Origin of the sequence: Catenulispora sp. EB89, assembly GCF_041261445.1 — a bacterium.
Lineage (GTDB): Bacteria > Actinomycetota > Actinomycetes > Streptomycetales > Catenulisporaceae > Catenulispora.
This window is the reverse complement of the sequence record NZ_JBGCCU010000003.1, coordinates 377,013-395,195: the sequence shown is the minus strand read 5'-3', so window position 1 is coordinate 395,195 and position 18,183 is coordinate 377,013. Positions and strand designations below refer to the sequence as shown.

Here is an 18,183-nt window from a genome sequence, read left to right as displayed (position 1 = left end):
CACGATCGGCAGCCGGGTGCGGAGTCTTCGGCGGGATCAGCTCACTGTGATCGCGTCGAGGTCCGGCGCGTACGCCGTGTCGTTGTGGAACTTGATGGTGTTGGCCCCGGCGTCGAGCTGCACCGTCACGCTCGCGGTGGCCGGCGTGGCGAAGCTGGTGCCGGTCAGGTTCTCCACGATGTCCGGCCCGCCGTTGACGCTGATCGAGAAGCTGCGGGTACCGCTGACCAGATAGGCGAACGTGAGCGTGTGGCTGCCGGCCGAGGGCTCGGTGATGCCGTTGACCGTCACGTAGTTTGCGGCGCCGTTGCCGATGTAGCCGACCTTGTGGCCGCCGGAGCACGCCGCGCACGTGGCGACCCGCGCCGCCCCGGCGATCGTGTTGCCGGCCGCCTCGGCCTCGATCGTGACGCTCCCGCCGCCGCCCCCGGGCACCACCTTGATCAGCTTCACGGCGCCGGGGCCGAGCGTGACGCTGTACGTGCCGCTGACAGTCCCCAGTGACGCCCCGCTCCACAGATCGGTCGCGGTGCCGCCGGAGGTCCCGGCGGCCGACAGCGGCACGCTCACCGTGGTCGACCCGGTGTCGCTGTAGTTGAACAGGCCGATGACGACGGCGCCGTCCTTCTCCTTCTTGCTGTAGACCTGCTGGTTGCCGCTGTTCACGATGCGCGAGGCATCGATCGCGTCCTGGTCGACAGCCAGGACGCGACCGTTCTTCAGGTAGCCGAGCTCGGTGGCGTTCAGACTCGTCAGATCGGTGCCCAGGATCAGCGGGCTCGCGGCCAGCGCCCACAGGCTCATCTGCGACTGCTGCTCGGCGTCGGTGAGGCCGGTGCCCGAGCCGTTGCCGACCTCCAGGGAGTCGTAGTCGTTGAACGCGCCGGGTCCGCCGTCCGGCTGCCACGACGCGACCTGCCCGAACCGGCTCTGCACGTGGGCCCAGTCGGTGAGGGTTCCGGCGGTGGGGCAGCTGCTGTAGCACTCGATGTCGCCGCCGGTGCGCCAGCCGTTGGCGTACTGCTGCCAGGTCGAGGCGCTGCCGATGGCCAGGTTGTTGGACAGCTCCAGGTGGATCGGGCGCCCGGTCTGCACGAGGGCCTTGGACCAGGCCTGGACGTCGGGGACGTCGGGGGTGCCGACGCCGTCGATCTTCACGTAGTCCACGCCCCAGGCCGCGAACTCGTCGGCCCAGGAGTTGATGAACGCCTGCGCCCCGGGCTTGGAATAGTCGATGCCGACCATGCCCTTGCAGTTGTAGTTCTTCTCCGCGGTCGTGGTGGCGATGTCCTGAACGTGGTACGACGTGCCGAGGATCGCGCTGTTCTGCGCGACGGCCTGCTTGGAGACACCGGGCGTGACGTAGAGGCCGAACTGCAGGCCGTCGGCGTGGACGTGGTCGGCGGCCGCCTTGATGCCGTTGGCGCTGCCGGAGGGCGGGAACTTGGTCGCGTCGGTGACCCAGCGGCCGTTCGCGTCGACGTTCGGGCCCTGACTTCCCGGGCACTGGTACCAGAAGTCGTCGACGTTGACGTACTGGAAGCCGGCTGCGGCCAGTCCGGAGGACTTCATGGCGTCGGCCTGGGCGTCGATCTTCGCGGCGGTCGGGTCCTTGCGGACGGAGCTCCAGCTGGACCAGCCGAGCGCCGGGGTGAGGCCGACGCCGTTGTTCTCGGCGTGCGCCGGGGCGGCGGTGCCGAGCGGCGGGAGCAGGGCTGCCACCACCGCCAGGCCGACGGCCGCGGTCCACGCCTTGATCCCGGCTCTGTTCGCGGTTCTGTTCCCGGTTCTGTTGACGGCTCTGATCCCTCGCGGGCGTCGCCTCATCGTGGGCTCCTGCTAGTAAAGTTGGTTTACTCGGTTTCGCAGCGCAAGCTACTGCGATTCCGGCGCGGCGTAAAGGGTCGGATGAATGATCTCAAGGTTCGATGATGGATTCACAGAAGAGCCTGTTCGACTCAAGCCGATGCCGACGCTCGTTGCCGAAACCTCGGATGTTTGCTTGACTCCGGCGCATGACGAAGCGTTCTGTGCCGTTCGGTATCAGATCCTTGATCCGAATGCGGCTCACCATCACCGGATTGGCGACCCTCTCCCTGCTCGGCGGCGCGGGCCTGACCGCGGTCGGCCGAGCCAGTACCGGCACCGGCGCCGGCACCCCGGCGGCCGTCGCCGGCCAGGTCTACGTCTCACCGACCGGCAGCGACAGCAACCCCGGGACCGCGGCGGCGCCGGTCCAGACGATCGGCAAGGCGCAGACTCTGGTCCGTGCGCTGGACCAGAACATGACCGGCGACGTGACGGTCGTCCTCGAAGACGGCTTCTACCGCATGACCAGCCCGCTGACCCTCACCGCCGCCGACTCCGGCACCAACGGCCACAACGTGGTCTGGACCGCGGACACCGGCGCGCGTCCCGTCCTGGCCGGGTCGGCACAGATCACCGGCTGGCAGCGGATGAGCGCCAACAGCCCGATCTGGGTCGCGCAGGCGCCGGCCGGACTCCAGACGCGGCAGCTCTACGTCAACGGCACCCGCGCGACGCGCGCCACCGGGTCGCTGCCCAACTCCCTGACCGGGCAGGACTCCACCGGCTACAGCGGCGGCGGGTCGGCGATGGCCGCGTGGCGGAATCCCAGCGGGGCCAAGCCGCAGCTGGAGTTCGTGTACCGGGGCGGCCTCGGGGCGTGGACCGAACCGCGGTGCCCGGTGGCGTCGTTCAGCGGCTCGGCGGTCGTCATGGCGCAGCCGTGCTGGACGAACTCGACGGCGCGCGCCGGGTCGTTCCCGGACGGCCGGGCCTACAACCTGGTCGGCCGCAGCTCCATCACCGAGCAGCCGACGAGCGTGGAGAACGCCTTCCAGTTCCTCGGCGCGAACACGCCGGGGCAGTGGTTCCTCGACCAGGGTGACAGCAAGCTGTATTACGTTCCGCGCTCCGGCGAGACGATGAGCAGCGCCGACGTCGAGGCTCCGGTGTTGCAGAGCCTGGTCACCGGTGGCGGCACGGCCTCGGCGCCGCTGCACAACGTGGTCTTCTCCGGGATCCAGTTCTCCTACGCCACCTGGCTCGGGCCGCAGTTCCACACGCAGGGCACGAGCGACGGCTTCTCCGAGATCCAGGCGAACTACCAGGTGACCGGTGCGAACGGGGCGGCGGCGCAGGGGTTGTGCCACATTCCGCCGTCGAGCTACAAGCTCGGGACGTGTCCTTACGGGGCGTGGACTCAGATTCCCGGGAACGTCTCGTTGACGTACGACCAGAACATCCAGTTCACCGGCGACGCCTTCGTGCACCTCGGCGCGGCCGGGCTGGCGCTCGGCGACGGCTCGCAGAACGACGTGGTCAAGGGCGACGTGGTCACGGACGTGTCCGGGAACGGGATTCAGCTCGGGAATGTGGACATGCCGACGGCTACCGGGGCGTCGCAGACCTCTGGTAATTCGGTCACCGACAATCACGTCTTCAATGTTCCGGTGGAGTTCCGCGGCGGTGTGGGGATCGATTCCGGATACACGGCGCATGACAGCGTCAGCCACAACCAGGTCGACCACACGCCGTACACCGCGATCTCGCAGGGGTGGGGTGGGTGGCCGGACAAGGAGAAGGAGGCGCCGCAGGCGAACTTCTCGCATGACAACGCCATCTCGAACAACCTCATCTTCGACCACATGGGTGTGCTGAACGACGGCGGCGCCATCTACACGCAGGGCATCACCGGGAGTTCGCTGGCCACTGGCGAGCACGTGTCCGGCAACGACATCCACGACCAGACCGGTAGTGGGCACGTCATCTACACGGACAACGGCTGCACGTTCGAGACGATCACGGGGAATGCGGTCTACAACGACCCGAATGCTCAGGCGTGGGCTTCTCGGCACACGGACTACGCGCCGGGTAAGACCACGACCTATGACCCGACGGATGTCGAGGGGAACTACTTCGAGAATCCCGCTGGAACCACCAGCGGCGGTGGTGTCACGGTCGCGCACAACACCACGATCAGTGGGGCGTCGCAGGTTCCTGCTTCCATTTCGGCGAATGCGGGGATCGAGTCTGCTTATCAGAGCGTTCTCGGGTGGACGCAGGCTCCTTTGCCGCCGGTGGGTGCGAAGGCTGTCGCCGCTCACGGCCAGGTGTCGCTGTCGGGGTCTGTGCCGGTGACCGTGGCCGTGAATCCGGGCTCCGCCGGGTCGGTCGGGGCGGGTTTCGCAGGGTTCAGTTTTGAGAAGGACCGGGTCGGCGCCGGGATGTTCGACCCGTACAACACCAACCTCGTCAACCTGTTCCGGCTGCTCGGGCCCGGTTACCTCCGGATCGGCGGGAACCTGGTCGACATCGTGAACTGGAACGCGGCCGGGGCCGGCGGGTCGGCGTCGGAGATCGCGCCGGCGGACGTGACGAAGCTGGCGGCGTTCGCCAAGGCGGCCGGCTGGCGGGTGATCTACGGCATCAACCTCAAGACGAACACGCCTGCCAACGCCGCGTCGGAGGCGGCGTTCGCGGCGCATGCGCTGGGGAGCAGCCTCGTGGCGTTCGAGATCGGGAACGAGCCGAACGTCTACGACACCGAGGCGGCGTACGAGACGTCGTTCAACACCTACGTGGCGGCGATCCGCGCCAAGGTGCCGCAGGCGGTGTTCGACGGGCCGGGGACGTATCGGCACGGCTCGTGGGACGCGCAGTTCGCGGCCGACGAGAAGAAGAACGGGCTGGCCATGCTGTCGATGCACATGTACATCGGCAGCAACACGACGGCGTCGATCGCCGGGATGCTCGCCGCCAACCCGAGCAGCTTCGCGACCGACGCGGCGGCGATCGCGAGCGCCAAGTCCGCGAACGGCATCCCGCGCTGGCGCATGACGGAGGCGAACTCGTACTTCCACGGCGGCGCCGCCGGCGTGAGCGACGTCGAGGCGGCCGCGCTGTGGTCGCTGGACTTCATGGAGGGGCTGGCCGCCGACGGCGGGGACGGCGTGAACTTCCATGGCGGCACGTCGTCCCAGTTCACGCTGAACTACTCGCCGATCGTCTTCAATGGCCTGACCCCGACCGGCGTGCAGGGCGTGTACTACGGCGCGCTGCTGTGGAAGCTCGCCGGTGTCGGGACGCTGCACACGGCTTCGGTGAGCGGCGGAAGCGGCGTGTCGGCGTGGGCGATCGGCGGCAACGTGGTGGTCGACAACAAGGGGACGGCGCCGATCACGGCGACCGTGACGCTGCCGACAGCGGCGACCTCGGGGCAGTCGTACGTGCTGACCGCGCCATCGCTCACCTCGAAGGCCGTCACCATCGCCGGCTCGACGGTCGGCGCCGACGGGGCGTTCGCCCCGGTGCCGAAGGCGATCGCGGTGCACGGGCGCTGGCTGACGGTGAACGTGCCGGCGGGGAGCGCCGCTGTCGTGGTTGTGCGGTAGAGGCGCGGGTTTCGCTGGCGGGTGGCGGGTGGCGGTCGTGGGTGCGGGACCGCGCATGAGTCCGAGTCGCTGCGCGCAGGTCATGCCGGCTACAGCGAAGTGGTGGTGGTGGAGGCACTCGCCACCGCCTCCACCACCACCCTCACCGCCGCGCAGCGCCGGCAGGCCCGCCGCCTGCCGCCGCCCGCAAGCGTGGGTCGCGCGCCACCGAAACCGGCGCGCGACCCGCCCTTCCCGTCGTCAGTTCCCTCGGCTCACGACGGCAGGTTCCACTGCTGGTTCGCACCGTCGGCGCAGTCCCAGATCTGCAGCCTGGTCCCGTTCGCCGAGCTCGGCCCGGTGGCGTCCAGACAGCGTCCGGAGTTGGTGTTCACCAGCTCCCCGTTGGCTTGGTGCTGCCATTGCTGCGCGGCCGTGCCGTTGCAGTCGTACAGCTGCACCTTCGTTCCGTTCGCGGTGCCGGCGCTGGTCACGTCCATGCACTTGCCCAGGGCCTGCAGCGAGCCGTTCGACGCCACCGTCCACTGCTGCGCGGCGGTCCCGTTGCAGTCGTACAGCTGGACCGCGGTGCCGTTCGCCGAGTTGGCGCCGGCGATGTCGACGCACTTGCCGCCGTAGCCGGTGATCTGGCCGGTGGGCGTGCCGCCCCCGCCGCCGGAGCCCTGGGTGCCGCTCCAGGTGAAGGTCGCGGAGGTCTGCGCCGGCAGCGAGTAGCTGAAGTTCTCGTTGCCCCAGTTGACCGTCAGGGTCTGCGTGCTGCCCGACTCGTTGTACGCGACCAGCGCCTTCGAGCCGTCCGGGTTCTGCCAGGCGACGTTCGGGATGCTGCTGTTGGCCGTGGAGTCGATGCGGTACGCGCCCGGCTTCACGAACTTGGTCAGCTGCCCCATGTCGTAGTACTCGATGTTGTAGTCGACCTGGCCGGACCGCGAGTCGCCGTTGTGCACGGTGACCAGACCGGTGCAGGTGCCGCAGCCGCCGTTGTGCGGGCCCATGTTCTGGTCCACCGCCAGCGACCACTTCACCACCGACTTACCCCAGTTCCGGGTGTAGTCGATGATGTTGTTCATGTCCTCCTGCTGCTGGTTGGCGATCCAGGTGCCGCCGGAGTGCTCGGTGTCGTAGGCGTCCACGTTCGGGTACTGATTGTGGATGTCCGTCTGCGTGGTGACGCTGCCTTCGTAGCCGTGCCACGCGATCCCGCCGAAGTTGGGGTCGTTGCGGACCGTGGCGTCGTCGACGGTGGGGGCGCCGTACGAGGCGTAGCTGTCCGGGTTCCAGTCCAGCGCCAGCACCTTTGTCGACAGACCCGCGGCGTGGAACGCCGGCAGCAGGTCGTTCGCCGTGAAGAAGTCGAGGCCTGATCCGTTCCACTGCATCGACGGGTAGCCGGAGCAGCAGGTGGGCTCGTTCTGCACCGAGACGAAGTTGATCGGGACGCCCTGAGCCTGGTACGCCTGGATGTACTTAACGAAGTACTGCGCGTAGGCGGAGTAGTACTGCGACTGGAGATAGCCCTGGCTGTACGCGCCGCTGTCCTTCATCCACGGCGGCGCGGTCCACGGCGTGGCCATGACCTTCAGCCCCGGATTGAGCTGCTGCGCCTGCTTGGTCAGCGGCAGCACGTCGGCCATGTCGTGCGCGATGGAGAAGTTCGCCAGCGACGGGTCGGTCTGCCCCGAGGGCATGTCGTCGAACGTGTAGCTGTACCGGGCGAGGTCCGAGGCGCCCATCGGGTTGCGCAGGAAGTCCAGCCCGATCCCTGTCGTGGGGTTGAACAAGTTGTTCATCAGGGTGTTGCGGGTGGACGAGCTGAGCGCACCGCTGCTGTTCATCAGCCAGGCCGCGGTGTCCGTGAAGGACGCGCCGGCGCCGGTGAACTGCTGGTAGTGCGTGTTCTCGTTGACGGTGACCACCTGGCCGGCGCCGCCGTTGCCGGAGTTGAACGAGATCGGCGCCTGCTGCTGCAGGCCCTGGGTGACGTTGCGCCCGCCGGAGTCGTTCGTGGTGGTCAGCCAGATGTTGACCGCCTCGTTCGCGGCGTGCGCCGGAGCGGCGTCGGCGATCGCGAATCCCGACGAAACAAGCGCGGCGGCTGAGACCGCGCGGATCAGGAGCCGGACACGGTGTCTCGCGGTGGAGCCTGGTGACGATTTAGACATGGGGGTACCGCCTGAGGACTACGTGGGGGAGTGGGGAGGTGTGCTGGGTTGATCGTCTCAGCTCTTTTATTCACTTCTTAGTTCAAGACGTGATTGAACTCTCACCGCCCGGTCTCGTCAAGGGTCTAAACCAATCGGCCGCCGAAGCGTTCCGGTGTGGATCAGCCGAACTCGACCTCGCGCGGCCGTGACGTGGCAGAATCCGTGCCGTGACCTCCCGCGCCCAGAGAACGACCCGTGATCTGCGGTGGCACAACCGCTCGGACGTCCTGACACGGCTGTATCTCCGGGAGTGCACCAATCGCAACGACCTGGCACGGGCCTCCGGCCTGAGCGCCGCGACGATCAGCAACGTGGTCTCCGACCTGATCGCGGACGGCCTGGTCGGCGAGAACGGCTCGCAGAGCTCGGCCGGCGGCCGGCCGCGCTCGCTGCTGCGCGTGCGCCCGGACTTCGGGCACGTGGTCGGCGTCGACATCGGCGAGACCGAGATCCGGGTCGGCCTGTTCGACTGGACGCTGCAACCGGTCGCCGACGACGAGGTCCGGGCGGTGGCCACCGCGCAGATCCCGCCGCACGAGGTGGCCGACCAGATCCTGTCCGAGATAGCCGCCGTCACCGCGCGCGCCGGCATCACGCCGGACGGCCTGCTCGGCGTCGGCATCGGCGTCCCGGGCGCCGGCGGATCGGTGATCCACGCACCGACCCTCGGCTGGTCCGCGGTCCCGCTGGCCGGCCTGCTCCGCGCCGGCCTCGGCTTCGCGCCCGACGTCGACAACGGCGCGATGGCCCTGGGCCAGGCCGAGAACTGGCGCGGTGCCGCACGCGGCGCGGAGCGCGCCGTGACGCTTCTGCTGGGGATCGGCGCCGGCGGCGCGCTGTCGATGACGGCCGGTCCGGCGGGCCGGGCCCGCAGCTTCACGATGGAGTGGGGACACACGGTCGTCGACCTCGACGGCCCCATGTGCCGCTGCGGCGCGCGCGGCTGTCTGGAGACGTACATCGGGGCCGAGGCGATCCTCGCGCGCTATGCGGCGATGCCGGGCAGCGCGCCGTTCGACGGCGGTGGCGGCGATGGCGCTGGTGTCGGTAGCGGCGGTGGCGGTGGTGTCGGTGGTGGCGGCGGCGATGGCGGTGGCGGCGGCGGCGCTGGAGTCGGCGGTGTCGGCGCTGGCGGCGGTGGTGGCGTCGGCGGTGTCGGCGCTGGCGGCGGTGGCGGCGGCGGTGGAGTCGAGGCGCATCTGGCCGAACTCGTCGCCCGCGCCGTCAAGCACCAGGAACCCGCGGCCAGCGCGGTGCTGGACGAGACGGCCCGGTACCTCGGCGTCGGAATCAGCAATCTGATCAACCTGGTCGCACCGGATCGCGTGATCCTCTCCGGCTGGGCGGGCGCGTTGCTGTGCGACGCGCTGTTGCCGGCGGTGCGCCTGGTCGTGCGGCAGCATGCGCTGCCCTATCTGCAGGAGTTCACGCGCATCGAGCCGGGCGAACTCGGCCCCTCGGCGACCGCGCTCGGTGCGGCGACGTTGCCGGTCGCGCGGCTGTTGGCCGACGGCGGCCGGCGCGGGGACGAGTGAGCTGAGGACGGATTCACTCGGATCGCCGGATGAGTTCGGCGTGCTGTTCCAGGAAGGCCTCGACGTCCGCCGGAACCTCCAACGGCAGCGGATACACCAGCAGCCGGTCCACGCCGAGTTCCGCATAGCGCAGCGCGAATTCCGGCCGCACCTCGACCGGGTTGACTTGCATGAAGGTGATCTCCAGCCGGCCTAGCCACTCCGGGCGCTCCACCTCGCGCGCCGCCTTCGCCAACCCGTCCAGGTGCTGCTGGAGATCGGCCGGGTTGCTGCCGTTGCCGATCCAGCCGTGGCCCTTGGCGACCGCGCGGCGATAGGCGGCGGGGCTGTGGCCGCCGATCACGATGCGGGGGCCGCCGGGCTGGACCGGTCGTGGATACGCGACCAGGTTCGCGAAGTCGACGTACTTCCCGTGGAACTCCGGCGCGGGCTCGTTCCAGAGCTGGCGCATCGCGTCCAGGTACTCGTCGGTCCGGCCGCCGCGCTCGGCCAGCGTGACGCCGAGCGCCGCGAGCTCCGGCTCCAGGTATCCCGGCGCGACGCCGAGCAGCAGCCGGCCGCCGGACAGGACATCCAGGCTGGCCGCCTGCTTGGCCAGGACCAGCGGATTGCGCTGCGGGAGGATGACGATGCCGGTGCCCAGCTCCATCCGCTCGGTGAGCGCGGCCACGTAGGACAGGTGCAGGAGCGGGTCGAGGATCGGGTCCTCCGGGGCCATCGGGGACTCCGGTACGCGAGGAGAGGGCAGGACCACGTGGTCGCCCACCCACCACGAGCGGTATCCCAGCTCCTCGGCCCGGCGGGCCAGTCGTGCCGTGTCGGCGGGTCCCAGCGTCGCTTTGGCGCTCAGGCCGTACACACCCAGTTCCACGTGGCACTCTCCTTGGCGGGTCTCGATCGGGTCTCGATCGGGTTCGACGAGCCCTGACAAGCGCGAGGAGCCCGGCGCAAGCGACCAACGTCGCTTCCGCCGGGCTCATTCCTCAGCCGCGCCGCTCGCGCGCGGTCTACCGCGCGTAGGTGACGGCCGGGGTCGCGGGGTCGAACTCGGTGTTCTCCCACTTCCAGCGGGTGACTCGCGGGATGACCCAGTACCCGTAGATGCCGAGCGTGATGCAGGTGAAGAACCACCACTTGAGCCAGTTGCCGAACAGGCCCCAGGCCGATCCGGTGAAGATCAGGCGCTGGCCGTCGATGTACGAGTGCTTGGCCTGCCAGCGCTGCATCAGGACGACGCCGAACGGGTAGCAGATGCCGAGCGTGAACATCGTGACGAGGCCGGCCAGCAGGGCGGTGCCCCAGAACGTGGCGGCGCCGCCGTCGAACATGAAGCGGTTGTTTTCGCGTGCCATGGTGCTGATTCCTTTCCGGAGCAGGGGTTTCGGACTCAGGACGAGGTGGGCGGCGGCGGGTGGTAGCCGGGGACGGTCGTCAGCTGGCCGTTGCCGAGGATGAGCGTGGTTCCGATGGTGTTGTAGCCGGTGTTGTCGAGGCTGGTGTACTTGATGTCGAGCCGCAGAACGCCGCTGACGTTCAGGTTGATCTGCGCCGGGTGGCCGAGCGTCGGGGTGAAGGTGGCGATCTTGACGCCGTCGCCGTCGATCTCCACGGTCGGATGCATCGTGGACTTGGCCGAGTTGTCGTCAAGCCCGAGCAGGCCGGTGAACTTCGTGTAGTAGCGACCGAGGTTGTAGCCCACGTCGCCGTCCGTGTTGTACTCCCCGATGTCCTGCATGACCGAGAACTGCTGAAGCGTGCCGTTGATCATGGGGTTCGCGTTGTGCGACTCCCAGGCCCCGCCGGCCGGCGTCAGGTCGGCCAGCGGTACGACACCGACCCCGGTGGAGTTCGGGCTCGGCGAACTGTCGGTCGCCGACGGGGGAGTGGTCCCGGTCGGCGTGCCGGGGGCGGTCGCCTGGGGCACCACGACCGAGCCGCTGGACGTCGCGGACGTCGCGGACGACGGCGCGGCGCCGGCCGCGGTGGTCGTCGCGGTCGTGGTGATGAAGCTGGTCGGGCCGGCCGTGGCGGTGTGCACGGTCTTCGTTCCGCCGCCGACGGACATGCCCAGGACGATCCCGACGATCAGCGCGATCACCGCCGGCGCGATGGTGAGCAGCTTGCCGCCGGGCGTCCGCCAGGCGTTCTTCACCTGGTTCAAAGCCCCGCCCGCATCGTCGGGGCGATTGGGCCCCGGTCCGGCGGGGTTGGCCCATCCGGTGCCGGGAGTCAGGTTCCGCTCGGTCATGATGTCCTCCTTTGAGATCCCGGGTCCGTTGTCGCGGTGGCACGACCGTGGCGTCGTTCTCTGACGGACGGGATGGGGCGCGGGTCGCGGGGCGCCCATGCCCGGCGCGATCTACCGCAGGGCCATATCCAGGTGCTTCGACTTTCCCCGCACCCCGGCGCGCCGGACCCGCCGCAGCCGCCCCGACCAGTAGCCTTCGCCAAAGTTGATCTTGCTGGCACCGACTCAGGAACCGGAGACCCCACCCGATGAGATCCGCCATCCTCGGCCCCGTGCTGACCGCCGCCGCGGCCCTCGCGCTCACCGCCGCCGCCCCGGCCGCCCAAGCCGCCACCACCGCCTCCCCGGTCCTGGTGGCGAGCTGCACCGCGACCATCAGCGGCACCTACACCTCACCCCTGGACCCGGGCGGCACCAACGCCCAGCAGGCCGACACCCTCCAGCAGACAGGCACCATCACCTGCGTCGACGACGCCGGCCAACCCCTAGTCCGCGGCACCATGACCCGCACCACAATCCTGCCGGCAGCCCAGTGCAGCGGCATCGCCTACAGCGACCCCTCAACGAACACCATCAACTGGACCGACGGCACAACCACCAGCCTCACCCTCGACCAGGCCAACGTCGTCTCGGTCCTGGGCGCCGCCTCCACCACCGGCACCGGCACGGCGACGACGAACAGCACCAAGTTCGCCGGCGACTCCATCGACGGAGCCGTCATGGGCACCGGCCCCGGCTGCGGCACCCCGTCCGGCCAGACCACGGTGAACTCAACGGTGGTGTTCACGCTCGCCCACTGAGCCCCGCCTGCGGCCGGATCCTCTGTCGCTGCGACGGAGGATCCGCCGCCCGCAGCACGCCGATACCTGCGCAATCACCATCGCCCGCCAGCCGCCAGCCGCCAGCCGCCAGCCGCCGGTCGCGAGCTGCGAGCCCGCTGCTCCCAGCGCGCCGTTGTTACCGCCTGCTGTTCGCGAGCTGCAAGGGCGCCGCTGCCTGTCGCGACCGCGATCGCTTGCCTGCCGCCAGCTTGAGGCCGCCTTTTGGCGCGCCGCCGCGCACTAACCGACACCTTCCGCGCCCCTGCTGCCTGCCGCCGCATACGAGCCGCCCGCAGCCCAGGGCGCCGCCTGCCACAACTGCGATCGCCCGCTGGCCCTCCAGCGCGCCGAGGCGCCAGCCGCCGGCCTGCCGCCAGTCGCCGCTCGCGACCTGCCACCTGCCGGGCACGCCGCTGCCTGCCGGAAACCCAGCGCGCCGGCGCTACTAGCCAGCCCCTCGCCAGCCGCGCGTCCTCGCCGGCCCGCCTCTCCCCGTCGCCCACCGAGCTCCATCTGCCGCACACCCCGTCAACTCCGGTTGACAATTCCGCGCCCGTCAACCTACATTGACACCATGACCGAAGCAACAGATCTGGCGGCCGCAGCCGGCAGCACCGACCCGCGCGAAGGACTCCGCGCGGTGGCGGCGTTGGGCCGGTTGCTCGAATCGCTGGAGTCGCTCCAGGTGCACCACGCCCGGGCCAAGGGGTGGTCGTGGCAGGAGATCGCCGATGAGCTCGGCGTCAGTAAGCAGGCTGTGCACAAGAAGCATGCGGGGCGGGCGCGGGGTGCGTCTGTGCCGGCGTCCGGACGGGAGTTGTGATGTTCGAACGGTTCACGGGTGAGGCGCGGGCGACTGTCGTCGTCGCGCAGGACTCGGCGCGCTTTCTGGGGGATCGCCGCATCGGGACCGAGCATGTGCTGCTCGGGCTCGTGCAGGGTGCCAACGGCGTCGCGACGCGGGTGCTCGCCGGGGTCGGGGTCACGCGGGAGCGGGTGCTCGCCGACATCGAGCGGATCGAGCAGGCGCGGCAGGAGCCGGGGCGCGATCTGGTCGAGAAGGACGCCGCGGCGCTGCGCACGATCGGCATCGATCTCGACGCGGTGCGCGCCGCCGTCGAGGAGTCGTTCGGGCCCGGCGCTCTGGAAGGCGGCAGTGGTGCCGCGCACGACGAAAGCCTGGGTCGCGCCTGGTGGCGCCTCCGCCACCGTCAGGAATCGCAGACGCGGAACACCGGCTCACCGCGCGGCCACATCCCCTTCTCGCCGCGCGCCAAAAAGGTCCTGGAACTCTCGCTCCGCGAAGCCCTGGCGCTGAAGCACGGCTACATCGGGACCGAGCACATCCTGCTCGGCCTGATCCGCGAAGGCCAAGGCCTGGCCACCCGCATCCTCACCGACGAAGGCGTTCGACTGGAGCACCTGCGCGAACTCGTCCTGGAAGAGCTCCAGCGGGCGGCTTGACAAGTTACTGAGAAGCCGTCGGTGCAGAAAAGCCGCCAGTAAGAACCCTCAAGCGGACCGGGCCTGCTTCATCAAAGTCTTCCCGAAGTCCCACATCATCCCCGTCCCCTTGTGCGCGTCCTCCATGACGTCCGCGAAGGCGGCCAGGAACTCCTCAACCTCGCGCTCCCCGATGGTCAGCGGCGGCAGCAGCTTCACCACCTCCAGGTAGTCCCCCGACACCTGCGTCAGAATCCGGTGCCGCCGATACAGCGCCATCACGATCATCTGCGCGAACAACCCCTTGCGCGCCGCCTGCAGCATCGACCACCCGGCCTTCAGCTTCAGCGACGAGGCTTTCCCGAACTCGATGCCGATCATCAGCCCGCGCCCCCGCACGTCCGCGAGCATCTCATACCGTCCGATCATCTCCCGCAGCCCCGTGATCAGCTGGTCCCCGGCCCGCGCGGCGTTCGCCGTCAGCTCCTCGTCTTCCAACACCGACAACGTCGCCAGCGCCGCGGTCATGGCCATCCCCATCGACCCGAACGTCGAATCGTGCACCAGCACCCGGTCCATCGAGGAGTAGACCTTCTGGAAGATCCACTCCTTCCCGAGCATCGCGCCGACCGGCACGAACCCCCCGGACAGCGTCTTGGCGACCGTCACCAGGTCCGGCTCTAGCCCCTCGCTCTCATACGCGAAGAACGTGCCGGTCCGCCCCAGCCCCGTCTGCACCTCGTCGCAGATCAACAACGCCTTGTGCTTCCGCACCAGCTCCTGAGCCTGCGCCAGATAGCCGGCCGGCGGCAGGAACACCCCCTTGCCCTGAATCGGCTCCACGATGAAGGCCGCCACATCGCCCTTGCGAAGCTCCGCCTCCAACGCCCCCAGATCCCCGAACGCCACCGCCGCCCCCGGCAGCAGCGGCCCGAACCCGTCCCGGAACTCCCGGGCCCCGTTCACCGACAGCGACCCGGCCGTCAGGCCGTGGAACGCGTGGTCGGCATACAGCACCCGCGCCTTGCCGGTCGCACACCGCGCGAACTTCAACGCCGTCTCGACGGCCTCCGTCCCGCTGTTCGCGAAGTACGCCCGCTCCATCCCCGGCGCCTTGCCCACCAACTGCTCGGCCAGCACCCCGGCCGGCAGTGCGCAGTCGAACTGCACGAGATCCGCGAAGCCCATGTCCAGGTACTGATGCAACGCCTGCCGCACCACCGGATGGGAGCGCCCGAGCCCGAACACCCCGAACCCGCTGAGGAAGTCCAGGTACCGCTGCCCGTCGGCACCCACCAGGAAAGCGCCCTCGGCCTGCTCGTAGACGGTGTCGAACCCGATGGTCCGCAGCATCCGGGCCAGCTGGGGGTTGCCGTATTTGGCGTGCAGCCCGTATCCCTCGCCTCGGCGCGCGGCGAGTAGTTCGGCGAGGTCGAATCCCATGTCACGAGTTTCGCGCACGGAAGTCCCTTAGCGGACGTTCAACACGATTTACCCCGAACGGCACCCTCCCGTCGCGAAGAATGAAGATCCTATTCCGAACCCGGCGACGAGGCGGTAGCGTGCGAGTCGTGACACCGGGTTCCTTTCGAAGGAGTCTGCGACGCGGTCGGCGCGGGACCGAGCCCCAGGACGTCTGGGCGTCGGTCGACGGCATGCCGGGCGTCGTGCTCACCGTGCCGTCCCCGGAGATGTTCGTGATGATCGACGGCCTCGCCGTCCGCGCCACCCCGGACTCTGCCGAAGCGCGGCTCGTACCAGGCGACACCGTGCAGATCCGCCATGAGGTTGACGCCGCCGCCAACACCACCCGCCTGGTGGCCGCATGACCGCCGACCCCTCGACCTTCGCCCGCCACGGCTACCACGAGCGCATCCCCCTGGTCCTGGTCCTGGACACCTCCGCCTCGATGGGCCGCCCGGCGGACGCGCCCCGCATAGTCCAGCTCAAGGACGCACTGTCCCGGCTCCTCGCCGGCCTGCGTGCCGACCCCGCGCACTCGGCGCGCGTCGACGTCGCCTTCATCCTGTTCGCCTCCAGCATCCAGGAGCCCGGCGGCGGCTTCCGCCCGGTCGCCGACGTCGTGGTGCCGCCGCTGACCGCCGGCGGCCACTCCGTCATGCTGCCCGCGATCTGGCGCGCGCTGCGCCTCGGCGAGGACCATCGCAGTGCCCTGGTGAGCGCGAACGTCCTGTGCCGCCACCCGGTCGTCTGCCTGATCACCGACGGCGCGCCCACCGACGGCAACGGCGAGCTCCAGACCGAACGCGACTGCGCGCTGGTCGCGAAGGAGCTGCGGGTGGCCGAGGCGAACGGCAGCCGGTTCGTCGCGGTCGGCGTCGGCGGCGCCGACCTGGACCTGCTCGCGACGCTGGCGCCGAAGTCGCACTTCGCGGTCGGCGACTTCGACATCGGACGCGTCGTGGACATCATCACCGCCAGCGTCGAGATGCGCGCCACCGGCGGCAATCCGGACGCCGACTACGGTCTGCTGGAGAAGCTGAAGAAGATCCAGGACCTGGAGAACGGGATGTGAGGCCCTGGGGCCCGGTAGCCGGTTGGACCCAGACCGGCACGTCTCATGTGGCGCGCGGCCGACCGGCCCAGGACGCCTTCCTTATACGCCAGGCGCAGGACGGAAACCACAACGCCCCGCTCGTGATCGCCGTGGCCGACGGCGTCGGCTCCCAGCACCGCAGCGCCCTCGGCGCGCAGCTCGCCGTCGACGTCGCCTGCCGGATCCTGGCCCGCGACGTGCCCGACCCGGCGTCGTCGGCGGCGATCTGGACCGACTGGATACGCGCGGCGGCCACAGCGATCACCGACGAGCTCGACCGCTGTGTCATGGCCCTGACACCCGACTCCGATCCCGCCGAACTGTCGACCACCATGGCCGCGGCGGTGCTCCACGGGCCGTGGGCCGGTTTCATCGCCATCGGCGACTGCTTCGGCGCGGTGCAGACCTCCCCGGCGGCCTGGCACCTGGTACTGCCGCCGACCGCGTCGACCCGCGCCTTCGCTCTCTGGGACCCCGACCTGACCGCGGTCCTCCTCGCCACCGACGGCTGCATGCCCCTGGCCCTGGAACGTCCCGACACGCTCGGACTCCCCGCCACCGTCGGCCCGCAACCCGCCCCCGCGTTCTTCGACGAAGTCGCCCGCGGGATCCGCGCCGACAACGGCTCCGCAGCCCTCGCCGACCTGCTCCGCACCGGCGCACTCGGCCGCTCGGCCGACGACATCACCGTGGTCTGCGCCCTGACCGCCGACATCGTCCCGGCCGCCCCGGCCGCCGACGCTGCCCCGATTGCCCTGACCGCCGGCGCCGCCCCGACTGCCCTGACCGCCGATGCCGCCCCGGCCGCCCTGACCGCCGACGCCGCCCCGGCCGCTCTGACCGCCGACACCACCCCCGCCAGCGAGCGCTAAGCGTGCCGATCGACGTCGTCACCGCGGACGGCCGCGCCCTGACCCTCACCGAACGCGTCGGTGTCGGCGCGCAGGGCGGGGTCTTCCGCGTCGCCGGATCCCCGCTGCTCGCCAAGCTGATCATCGGCGCCGACGACGCCTCGCCGACCGCCCGCAAGCTGGACCGCATGGTTCGCCACAGCCGCGCCCCGCGCACCGTGAAACTCCTCGGCGGCGGAACCGGAACCGGAACCGGAACCGCAACACCACCGCGCGCCGCCTGGCCGCTGGTCCGCATCGCCACCCGCAACGGCCGCGTCGTCGGCTTCCTCATGACCGACCTGACCGCCTGGTACCACTCCTTCGACGTCTTCTTCTCCCCGCAGTCCCGCCACGCCGCCTTCCCCGGCATCACCTGGGCGCTCGCCGTCGCCGCCGCGCGCGACCTGAGCGCCCTGGTGGCGGACCTGCACGCCGAGAACTACGTCATCGGCGACCTCAAGGCCGGGAACCTGTGGCTGAACACCGAAGGCGGGGTCGCGATCAGCGACGCCGACTCCTTCCAGTTCACCGACGGCGAAGCGTTCTTCGCCTGCCGCGTGCGCTCCGACGGCTACATCGCCCCCGAACTCACCGCGTCGCCCGACCGACTGCCGGACGAGCACACCGACACCTTCGCCCTCGGCGTCCTGGTGCACCAGCTGCTGATGTGCGGCGCACACCCCTTCGCCGGCGTCGGCCCGGACGGCGACTACCGCGGCCTGGACGACAACGCCGCGCGCCGCCGCACCCGCCTGCTGGATCCGGCGTCGGTGCGGGTCGCGCCGGGCACCCCTCCGCTGTCGGCACTGCCCCGACCGGTCCGCGACCTGATGAAGCGTTGCTTCGACCCCGGCAGCGGCGGTCCGCGATCACGGCCGACCGCCCGGGAATGGTTCGACACCCTGTCCGACTGCGCCGCCCCACGTGCGCTCAAGCAGTGCTCTGTCATCGCCACCCATTGCTATCCGTCAGACATCCCTTGGTGTCCTTGGTGCGATGTGCGCGCGATCGGTGTGGACTGCTTTCCGCAGTGAACCACGCTCTGATCACGCGGAACGTCCACGA

The 18,183-nt window shown here is 69.9% G+C and carries 15 protein-coding genes; 9 read left to right on the top strand and 6 right to left on the bottom strand.

Annotation, left to right across the window (positions count from 1 at the left end):
* Positions 1-36: 36 nt before the first annotated feature.
* Positions 37-1,827, bottom strand: coding sequence for an alpha-galactosidase (locus ABH920_RS08515; protein ID WP_370348326.1), 1,791 nt, complete (start codon positions 1,825-1,827; stop codon positions 37-39).
* A 233-nt stretch (positions 1,828-2,060) separates the two neighbouring features.
* Between ABH920_RS08515 and ABH920_RS08510 the strand changes: the two genes are divergently transcribed.
* Positions 2,061-5,417: a hypothetical protein gene (locus tag ABH920_RS08510; protein WP_370348325.1), complete on the top strand. Its 3,357-nt coding sequence runs from the start codon at positions 2,061-2,063 to the stop codon at positions 5,415-5,417.
* Between the two features lie 254 nt (positions 5,418-5,671).
* Here ABH920_RS08510 and ABH920_RS08505 read toward each other — a convergent pair whose 3' ends face one another.
* Positions 5,672-7,579: a ricin-type beta-trefoil lectin domain protein gene (locus ABH920_RS08505; protein WP_370348324.1), complete on the bottom strand. Its 1,908-nt coding sequence runs from the start codon at positions 7,577-7,579 to the stop codon at positions 5,672-5,674.
* A 209-nt stretch (positions 7,580-7,788) separates the two neighbouring features.
* Here ABH920_RS08505 and ABH920_RS08500 point away from each other — a divergent pair, with 209 nt between their 5' ends.
* Entirely contained in the window at positions 7,789-9,156 is a 1,368-nt protein-coding gene (locus ABH920_RS08500) for an ROK family protein (protein WP_370348323.1), read from the top strand.
* Positions 9,157-9,169: 13 nt separating this feature from the next.
* On the opposite strand, the gene ABH920_RS08495 is transcribed toward ABH920_RS08500, so the two are convergent.
* The 3 genes from ABH920_RS08495 to ABH920_RS08485 form a co-directional block, all read right to left on the bottom strand.
* Positions 9,170-10,027, bottom strand: coding sequence for an LLM class F420-dependent oxidoreductase (locus ABH920_RS08495; RefSeq protein WP_370348322.1), 858 nt, complete (start codon positions 10,025-10,027; stop codon positions 9,170-9,172).
* A gap of 136 nt (positions 10,028-10,163) precedes the next feature.
* Positions 10,164-10,508 carry a hypothetical protein gene (locus tag ABH920_RS08490; protein WP_370348321.1) on the bottom strand — a complete coding sequence of 115 codons (345 nt, stop codon included), beginning with the start codon at positions 10,506-10,508 and terminating at the stop codon, positions 10,164-10,166.
* 35 nt (positions 10,509-10,543) lie between these two features.
* Complete coding sequence (locus tag ABH920_RS08485; protein WP_370348320.1) at positions 10,544-11,404, bottom strand: NPCBM/NEW2 domain-containing protein; 861 nt, start codon at positions 11,402-11,404, stop codon at positions 10,544-10,546.
* A gap of 248 nt (positions 11,405-11,652) precedes the next feature.
* Here ABH920_RS08485 and ABH920_RS08480 point away from each other — a divergent pair, with 248 nt between their 5' ends.
* From ABH920_RS08480 to ABH920_RS08470, 3 genes are all read left to right on the top strand, one after another.
* Positions 11,653-12,204 (top strand): hypothetical protein, encoded by a 552-nt coding sequence (locus ABH920_RS08480; protein WP_370348319.1) that lies wholly within the window; start codon positions 11,653-11,655, stop codon positions 12,202-12,204.
* Between the two features lie 595 nt (positions 12,205-12,799).
* Positions 12,800-13,048: a helix-turn-helix domain-containing protein gene (locus ABH920_RS08475; RefSeq protein ID WP_370348318.1), complete on the top strand. Its 249-nt coding sequence runs from the start codon at positions 12,800-12,802 to the stop codon at positions 13,046-13,048.
* Entirely contained in the window at positions 13,048-13,689 is a 642-nt protein-coding gene (locus tag ABH920_RS08470) for a Clp protease N-terminal domain-containing protein (RefSeq protein ID WP_370348317.1), read from the top strand. The genes ABH920_RS08475 and ABH920_RS08470 overlap by 1 nt, the downstream gene beginning before the upstream one ends.
* Positions 13,690-13,737: 48 nt before the next feature.
* Here the strand turns inward: ABH920_RS08470 and ABH920_RS08465 are convergent, their stop codons facing one another.
* On the bottom strand, positions 13,738-15,111 hold the full coding sequence (locus tag ABH920_RS08465; RefSeq protein ID WP_370348316.1) for an aspartate aminotransferase family protein: 1,374 nt from the start codon (positions 15,109-15,111) through the stop codon (positions 13,738-13,740).
* 128 nt (positions 15,112-15,239) lie between these two features.
* Between ABH920_RS08465 and ABH920_RS08460 the strand changes: the two genes are divergently transcribed.
* From ABH920_RS08460 to ABH920_RS08445, 4 genes are read left to right on the top strand one after another with little or no spacing between them, the layout of a single operon-like run.
* Positions 15,240-15,497, top strand: a complete 258-nt coding sequence (locus tag ABH920_RS08460; RefSeq protein ID WP_370348315.1) for a hypothetical protein — start codon at positions 15,240-15,242, stop codon at positions 15,495-15,497.
* Complete coding sequence (locus ABH920_RS08455; protein ID WP_370348314.1) at positions 15,494-16,204, top strand: hypothetical protein; 711 nt, start codon at positions 15,494-15,496, stop codon at positions 16,202-16,204. Before ABH920_RS08460 ends, ABH920_RS08455 begins: the two co-directional genes overlap by 4 nt.
* Complete coding sequence (locus ABH920_RS08450) at positions 16,201-17,097, top strand: protein phosphatase 2C domain-containing protein (protein ID WP_370348313.1); 897 nt, start codon at positions 16,201-16,203, stop codon at positions 17,095-17,097. The genes ABH920_RS08455 and ABH920_RS08450 overlap by 4 nt, the downstream gene beginning before the upstream one ends.
* A gap of 2 nt (positions 17,098-17,099) precedes the next feature.
* A complete protein-coding gene (locus ABH920_RS08445) occupies positions 17,100-18,152 on the top strand; it encodes a hypothetical protein (protein WP_370348312.1) in 1,053 nt (350 codons plus the stop codon).
* The last annotated feature ends 31 nt before the right edge of the window (positions 18,153-18,183 follow it).